Source organism: Methylobacterium sp. WSM2598 (assembly GCF_000379105.1).
Classification (GTDB): Bacteria; Pseudomonadota; Alphaproteobacteria; order Rhizobiales; family Beijerinckiaceae; genus Methylobacterium.
Map to the genome: position 1 here is coordinate 2,450,932 of NZ_KB900609.1, position 6,169 is coordinate 2,457,100.

A 6,169-nucleotide genomic window follows, 5' to 3' on the forward strand; every position below is an offset into this window, starting at 1 on the left:
GGCCAAGGCACAGTTCGCCGTCATCTTCGGCGAGCGCTTCACCCGGGCCATGGCGGCCTGACGGTCAACCCGCCGCCCTCACACGAAATTCCTGACAGTCCCGCGCCCGGCGCTTGGCCGAGAGCGTCGAGGCCGCCAAGTCGATGACGCGCTCGGCCAGGCTGAACACGGACCCGAGCCACAACTGCAGGCGCAGCGGCACCGGGTCGTCGCTGACCTCCACCGCGTAGGCGACGTCACGGGCCAGATGCGCCAGGCAGGTCTGGTGCCGCACGCCGTGCCCCTGCTGGGTGATGTAGCGGTCCGACAGCCACACCGCGGGCCGGTGCCCATCCATCATCGCGTGCACCGCCGCGGCGGCTCGGGTCGGGGCGGCGTGATGAACGACCGCCTCGTCCGAGCGGGAGACCCAGCGGTACGAGTTGCTGCCTTCGATCCGGACGCCAGTCTCGTCCGAGGCCACCACTGCGGCTCGGCGCAGCGTCGGCACCGCCGCTTCACGGCCTCCCACGAACCGACCCCGGGCCCGCCGCGAGCCCGTTCATCAGCCCGCCCTGGCTCAGGGTCAGCCCGAACAGGTTGGCCAGCGCGGCCTGCAGACGCCCGTAGGACAGGCCCTGGAAGGTCTTCAGGTAGGTCGCCACCGCGTGCAGGCGCGGGCCAAACGGCGTGCTGGCCGCCGCCTGCGGCACCGGGGCGACAACGCGGGTCCCGCAGGACGGGCGGCGCACCGCCAGCCGCTGATGCTGGGTGACGACGGGCGTCACCTCGGGCAACTCGGTCCGCTCGCACACGCTGACGATCTCGGCCGGCAGGTCCGCTGCCAGGGCACCGCCGCAGTACGGGCACTGACCCGGGCGGTGGGCGACGACCTCGTCAGGATCGGGACTGAGCGCGCGGCTATGCCCCTCGTGACCCGGCTTGGCGCCACCGGGCTTGGCCTGCTCGCGCCGCTCCTTGCGATCCGTGGAGGGCGGCTTGGAGGAGGTGCGCGAGGTCTTCTCCGGGCGCTGCAGGCGCAGCACCAGCTCGATCAACTCCTCCTTGCTCAGGCGTTCCAGTTCGCTGCGGCCCATCTCACGAGGGAATCAGCGAAATCGGCTTCCGGCAAGAGGCGCGGCAGGCTCCCTCCAGCGGCCTCGCTTGTGGGTCACGCCGCGCTCGCGCGCACCCCGTGGGTAATTACCGCCCGGCCTTCGTTAGGTCTTGCCGACGAGCGGGCAGCCACCCTGGCTCATGGGCTTGAAGGCCTGATCACCGGGGATCGTCGCGAGTTTGTTGTATAGATCCCACGGTCCTTTCGACTCGGCCGGCTTCTTGACCTCGAACAGGTACATGTCGTGGATCTTGCGGCCGTCCGCCCGGATTGTGCCCTTGCCGAACAGCGGATCGTCGGTCGGATTCGCCTTCATCCAGTCCATGACGACTTTTGCATCCTTCGACTTCGTCGCCGCGACCGCCTTCAGGTAATGCAGCAGGCCCGCGTACACGCCGGCCTGATTCATGGTCGGCATGTTGCCGTTCGCCCTCTTCGCGAAGCGTTCCGAGAAGGCCCGAGTGCCGTCGTTCAGGTCCCAGTAGAAAGATTCGGTGAGCACCAGCCCCTGCGCCGTCTCGAGGCCGAGTGCCTTGGCGTCGAGTACGTAAAAAAGCAGTGCCGCGAGCTTCTGCCCGCCCTGCGTGATGCCGAATTCGTGGGCCTGTTTGACGGCATTGATGGTGTCGCCGCCCGCGTTCGCGAGCCCGATCACCTTGGCGCCGGATCCCTGCGCCTGAAGCAGGAAGGACGAGAAGTCGTTGGCTGGGAACGGCACCTTGGCGGAGCCGACAACCTTTCCTCCGCTTCGCGTGACGACTGCGGCGGTCTCGTTCTGTAGCGATTGTCCGAAGGCATAATCTGCCGTCAGGAAGAACCAAGTGTCACCGCCGCGCTTGACCATGGCGCTGCCCGTGCCGTTCGCGAGCGCGTACGTGTCGTAGGTCCAGTGCACAGTGTTGGGGGAACACTGCGACCCGGTCAGGTCGGTGCTACCAGCGCCCGAGTCGATGAAAATCTTGTTTTTCTCGCGCGTGATCTGGCTGACTGCGAGCGCAACCGACGACGTTGGCACGTCCAGGATCGCATCGACGCTATCCCTGTCATACCATTGCCGGGCGATACCCGCGCCGATATCCGGTTTATTTTGGTGATCGGCGGACACGATCTCGACGCTGACATCCTTGCTGATTGCGGCGAAATCCTCTGCAGCAAGTTGCGCTGCAACGACGGAGCCTTTGCCGCCAATATCCGAGTAGACGCCAGACATGTCGTTCAGGACGCCGACCTTGACACTTGTTTGCGCCAAGACAGGTACCGTCGATAGCGCAAAACATCCGGCAGATAGCAGCAATTGCTTCAGGTTCATCACGGTGCCCTCCGACCTACGCCTGTTCTCAACGCAGAAAGTGGTAGCTGGTACGCGATCGTCAAGCTCGACGATGGCCGCCGGCTGCCCGGTTAGAACCCATCACCACCCTTTAATCCTGCATGGCACAAGGTTTATCCGGCGTCCCGATCGCCAGGTCTCGACGGCTTGGCCCCACGTGGGCGAGCCTGAGCCACGCGTCGGCGTGCGCTTTCGAAACTCTTCGCTCCTGCTCAAACGAGCGGTCCATCCAGACTTTCGCGAAGGACGCTTGGGAGTGTGTTCCATACGCCCGCCTGATGCGAATCGGCGGGAGTGCAAGAGGGGCAATCGCTGACTTCGAAGGGCCGCTATCGGATATTTAGCGGCCATTCCAGCGGCACCGGTCGAATGTCTGGAAGTGGCGCATCTCTGCCCTGCGATGACACCCGCGGGGCACTCGCAGCCCCACCTATTGCCCCTGCCCGGCGACCGATGTGAGCCGCAAGCGACCTGGAAATCACCAACATAATTGAGCACCTCACGGCCAGTCGTTAGCCAGACACGATCGCGCCATATCTTTGTTGTGATTTATAATAAGAGATGACCATCCCGCGTCGCTCCTGAATTCTTGTTTGCACTCGTCCAGATCAACGCCCGTCGCGTGGGATCGCCGAGCGCAGAGGGCGCATGGAGACCAAGAGAGTTAGTCGCCGCTAACTGTAAGCGGGACTAACTTAGCAAGAAGGCGGCCGGATCCGGCCTCGTCCTCAGCGCGGTCCCCTCCCCTACTCGCATATTGAACACGGTGACGTCACGACCAGAGAAGAGCGGCACTGCCGTCCCACCTCCGGCACGCATCGCTGACGGACAGATTGACCCAGCCCTAGCTAAGGCTCACGATGGCGGCCCGTTTCCGCCCACGAATGGCTCACACCATGAGTGACGCTTGGCAATATCAGCTGCGGATCTACCTTCCCGATGAGAGTGTTGAGGCCGCTCGGAGCGATCCGAGCTGTTCAGCGCTCGTCCCGCTCAGCCGCGTTTTGAGGAAGCATGCTGCCTCGTTGAAATGCCAGTTCGATGCGTTTTCGGACTACGTCGCTGAAGCGGAGCGGCACGGCGTGGACCATTTCCCGCTCTACGCCTGGACCAAGGCGACGATTGAGGATCCTGTGAAACGGGCGAAGCACCTGAAGGCTTTTGCTATCCATATCGGCGAGAGAGCCATATACAGCAAAGAAGAAGCGGAAGCACTCGAGGTGGACCTGCAGCCTCTGATTGTTGGCGGCACAATCGAGCGCATCTCAAAACATGACACAAACCCAGCCAACAACCCGCAACCGCCAGAGGAGTACCAACGAAAAGACGCGACCAAGACAGCCTAATGAATGCACGAGCGTCTGAATTGGCGGGATGTATAACCGTTATGGCACTCCATCGACGGGTGCCGCAGCAAAAGGCACTTTGAAATCAGACACCCGTTGGCGCATGAACACCAGCGCGCGAAGATCCTTGTCTGGTTTGGTCAAAAACATCTGAGTACTTGGTCTCTGTTATCTCCTCGTAGCGACGACTGCCGGTGCCTCCATGGTCTGAGAAGACTGGCCTGTGGAACGCACGATGGGAACAGGCTCTCCGACTGTCTTGGCGCGAGCGAAGGCGCGCAGTCGGTCAAGCTGCACCAGAAAAGCCGCATCTGCGAACCAACACGGTGCGGCGGCCGCAAGCCCCTCGGCCTGGAGCAATGCCACGATGCCTATGTGGTTCTCGTACTGACCCGAGCGCGCAAGCTTCCGCGCCTCGCTCACCGCGCGTGATCGATCGCGCATGCGATCGCGCTGCTTGATGACGTTGCCCATGTCCTCGCCCCCTCATGCGCTCGACGCGATTCGCCAGGGATCGCAACGACGACGGACGACGGGTCGTGTCCCTGGCGGTGGTGTAGCTCGACGGGAGCGAGAGAGCCCGTCTGCGCGGCCCTCACAGCGCTGAAGCAGGCGGGCTCTCTCGCGGGGTGGTCATCGGCGGTTGCCGGGTAGGGTCGGGGTGTGAGCACCAACCTCGAACCCGAGAGACCTCCGATGACCGACGAGATGATGAGCCCGCGCGGACTGCTGGAGAAGAGCGCCGACGCCGACCTGCTGCGCGAGATGATCGGCTTTGCGGCCGAGCGGCTGATGGAACTGGAGGTGGGCGGCCTGACCGGGGCGGCCCACGGCGAGAAGAGCGCCGAGCGGCTGGTCCAGCGCAACGGCTATCGTGACCGGGATTGGCAGACGCGGGCCGGCACGGTCGAGCTGCGCATCCCCAAGCTGCGCAAGGGCTCGTACTTCCCGGCTTTCCTGGAGCCGCGCCGGATGGCCGAGAAGGCACTCACGGCGGTGATCCAGGAGGCCTACATCCAGGGCATCTCGACCCGCTCGGTGGATGACCTCGTCCAAGCCATGGGCGGCACGGGCGTGTCCAAGAGCCAGGTCAGCCGGCTCTGCCAGGAGATCGACGAGCGCGTGGGCGCGTTCCTCGACCGGCCGCTCGAGGGGGAGTGGCCCTATCTCTGGATCGATGCGACCTCCGTGAAGGTGCGCCAAGCCGGGCGCATCGTCTCCGTCGCCGTGATCGTGGCGGTCGGTGTGAACAGCGATGGCCGACGCGAGGTGCTCGGCATGGACGTCGGCCCCTCCGAGGCCGAGACGTTCTGGACCGGGTTCCTGCGCAAGCTGGCGCGCCGCGGCCTGCGCGGTGTGAAGCTGGTGATTTCGGACGCCCACACGGGCCTCAAGGCGTCGGTCGCCAAGGTGATGAACGCGACTTGGCAGCGGCGTCGCGTCCCCTTCATGAGGACCGTGCTCGCCCACGCCGGCCGCAGCGGGTGGCGCGTCGTGTCGGCCTTCATCGCCACCGCCTTCGCCCAGGACGACGCCGAGGCCGCCCGTCAGCAATGGCGGCGGGTGGCCGACCAACTCCGACCCAAGGTGCCCAAGCTCGCAGCCCTGATGGATGAGGCGGAACCCGACGTGCTGGCCTATATGGGCTTCCCGGCCCCACATCGGGTCAAGCTTCACAGCACGAACCCGCTGGAGCGCCTCAACGGCGAGATCAAGCGGCGCACCGAGGTGGTCGGCATCTTCCCCGATGAGGCGGCCATCACCCGCCTCGTCGGCGCGCTCCTGCTCGAGCAGAACGATGAGTGGGCCGTCCAGCGCGCCCGCTCCATGACCCTGGAAAGCATCGCCCCGATCGGCGATGATCCCTTTGTCAGCCTGCCCACCCTGGCAGCTTGATCGTCCCCGGCCACGCCCGGTGACCGTGGCCGCCACGCCGCAGCTACACCACCCCTGGGGACACGATCTCAGATTTGGACCACTAGCGTTGTGGGTTGCAGCCGCCATCCGTTCGATTGACGGACCGCTTGTGCCGCTCGAAGTCGACGCAAACGGTTTCGCACGAGGTGTAGCGCGATCCGTAGCCTGTTACGCCTGGGAGGGCTGCCCGCCCCGAGGCGGGGGCTTGGTCTTCGAGAAGGAGCCCGTTCATGCCCGAGCCACGCGAAGCACCCCTGCCGCCGGCAGACGAGGACGCCGGGCTGCGGACGCCGCCGAACCCAGGTCGCATTCCGCCACCGCACCTGCCACCGGAGCCGGACGCGGAACCCTCCCCAGGGAACGACGGCGGGACTGTGGGATTGCCCCGGATCGGTGGGCACCGAGAGCGCTTTCGCGTGAGGTGTGTTTGCCATGCCGAGACCCCGTCCCCCGTACCCGGCGGAGTTCCGCCGCGAGATG

The 6,169-nt window shown here is 65.1% G+C and carries 4 protein-coding genes and 1 pseudogene; 2 read left to right on the forward strand and 3 right to left on the reverse strand.

What is annotated here, in order from left to right; genetic code table 11:
• Positions 1-103 precede the first annotated feature (103 nt).
• Both tnpC and MET2598_RS0111480 read right to left on the reverse strand, forming a co-directional pair.
• A pseudogene (gene tnpC / locus MET2598_RS36345) lies at positions 104-1,076 on the reverse strand (IS66 family transposase); the annotation flags it as partial.
• A gap of 123 nt (positions 1,077-1,199) precedes the next feature.
• Positions 1,200-2,405 (reverse strand): ABC transporter substrate-binding protein, encoded by a 1,206-nt coding sequence (locus tag MET2598_RS0111480; protein ID WP_012335229.1) that lies wholly within the window; start codon positions 2,403-2,405, stop codon positions 1,200-1,202.
• Between the two features lie 917 nt (positions 2,406-3,322).
• On the opposite strand from MET2598_RS0111480, the gene MET2598_RS39020 reads away from it, so the two are divergent.
• On the forward strand, positions 3,323-3,772 hold the full coding sequence (locus tag MET2598_RS39020; protein ID WP_084673994.1) for a hypothetical protein: 450 nt from the start codon (positions 3,323-3,325) through the stop codon (positions 3,770-3,772).
• 168 nt (positions 3,773-3,940) lie between these two features.
• On the opposite strand, the gene MET2598_RS41005 is transcribed toward MET2598_RS39020, so the two are convergent.
• Positions 3,941-4,246 carry a hypothetical protein gene (locus MET2598_RS41005; protein ID WP_157182132.1) on the reverse strand — a complete coding sequence of 102 codons (306 nt, stop codon included), beginning with the start codon at positions 4,244-4,246 and terminating at the stop codon, positions 3,941-3,943.
• 222 nt (positions 4,247-4,468) lie between these two features.
• Between MET2598_RS41005 and MET2598_RS0111485 the strand changes: the two genes are divergently transcribed.
• The gene (locus tag MET2598_RS0111485; RefSeq protein WP_018260926.1) at positions 4,469-5,668 is read left to right on the forward strand and encodes an IS256 family transposase; all 1,200 of its coding nucleotides are present in this window, start codon (positions 4,469-4,471) and stop codon (positions 5,666-5,668) included.
• The last annotated feature ends 501 nt before the right edge of the window (positions 5,669-6,169 follow it).